Raw genomic sequence first — 1,499 nt, 5'->3', positions numbered from 1 at the left:
ACCACCCGCACCGACCACCCGCACCGACCACCCGCACCGACCACCCGCACCGACCGCCCCCGTCCTCCCATGTGCAGCTGCCGTACCCGATGACCACGCGCACTTCACAGCCGCGTCAGCGTCTCTCGCACCTGTGCGGTTGCGCGCAGTGGACGTGGCGGCCGTGCTCGGCGACCACGCGTCCTTCACAGCCGCGCCAGCGTTTGTCCGGCCGTCCCTACCGCACGCGCTCGACGACGCCGTGGGAAGGACCGCCGCCGCGACGGATACATGGGAGAAGCCTTCCGGGGCCGCGTCATGAGGGGGCCGGCGTGAGAGGCGGTTTCAGCGGGCGAGGATCGGTCGGCTGGGAGGAGCAGCGCGAACAGGTCGATCGCTCGGATTCGGGTCGGGCGGCCGCGACGAAAGGACAGAGCATGGCGGACGCACCCACGACGGACGCGGAATTGCTCGCAAACTCGCCATTCAACGAAGACCTCGACACCGAACTGGCGGCTCGGCCGCAGCGGCGCGTTCCGCCAGGGCCAACGCTCTACCTCGCGGCGGGCATCATTCTTGTCGCCGGGTTCCTCGGCGGTGTCCAGGCGCAGAAGTGGTCGTCGGACGGTTCTCGTCCGTCCAGCCCTGGGGGCCAGGCGGCCGGCCCTGAAGGCGGACGCACCAGGTCCGGCTACGGCGGCGGAGCCCCTGCCTTCGGCGGGCAACCCGGCGCCGGTGGAATGCCCGGGGGCGGCCGGGGGTCCGGAGGTCCGGGTGGTGTAGCGGGGACCACTGGAACCGTCACCAAGGTCGTGGGCAACACCATCTACCTGCGCACATCGTCCGGGCAGACCGTGAAGGTCACGACGAACGGCACGACCAAGGTCCTCATCACCAAGGACGGCAAATTGCGGAACCTCGGCAAGGGCTCAACCATCGTCGTCCGCGGTTCCACAGGTACAGACGGCTCGGTAACCGCGAACACGGTGACCAAGGGCTCAGCCCGTTGATGCCGCTCTGCAAGGCGAGCGAAGCAACCGGGGGATTGGCCCGCTGGCCAGGCTCGGGCTTCGCGGTCTACGGACTCGCGGACGCGGAAGGTTCGGTCGCCGCCCGCACCGTGGGCGAGAGCCCTCCGCGCATCGGGCTGGAGGCGACGTCCGTTCCTTTCCGGCTCGGACGGGCGGCGACCGGCCCCGGGCGACCGTCGTCGGCGACCTGGCGGCGCTGGCGGACTTCGTGACCGGATGCGTCGGCCAGAACTCGGGTTGCTGAACATCGAAAGGGATTCATGGTGACGTCCAACGCAAGTGCATATCGTCGGCTGTTCGGCGTCCTGACCGCTGCGGGTGTGCTGCTGCTCAGCGCGGCATGTGGGGGTGGTGGCGACGCGGACACGGGCTCTGGCAAGGGCGCCGGTGCCGACCCGATGGCCTCGTTCCGCATCTGCCTGGAGAAGCAGGGCGTCAAGCTGCCGGAACGCGGCAACGCCCCCGGCGGTGGTGCACCACCGCCGGGGG

The 1,499-nt window shown here is 70.2% G+C and carries 1 protein-coding gene and 1 pseudogene; both read left to right on the top strand.

Going from position 1 to position 1,499, the window contains the following annotated elements:
• Positions 1-416: 416 nt before the first annotated feature.
• Entirely contained in the window at positions 417-989 is a 573-nt protein-coding gene (locus E1293_RS48405) for a hypothetical protein (RefSeq protein ID WP_165978733.1), read from the top strand.
• A gap of 281 nt (positions 990-1,270) precedes the next feature.
• Positions 1,271-1,499 (top strand): annotated as a pseudogene (locus E1293_RS46950) (hypothetical protein); the annotation flags it as partial.

Origin of the sequence: Actinomadura darangshiensis (assembly GCF_004349235.1) — a bacterium.
GTDB classification, from domain to species: domain Bacteria; phylum Actinomycetota; class Actinomycetes; order Streptosporangiales; family Streptosporangiaceae; genus Spirillospora; species Spirillospora darangshiensis.
The sequence above is the reverse complement of the archived record's forward strand: the minus strand, read 5'-3'. Positions and strand labels throughout refer to the sequence as shown.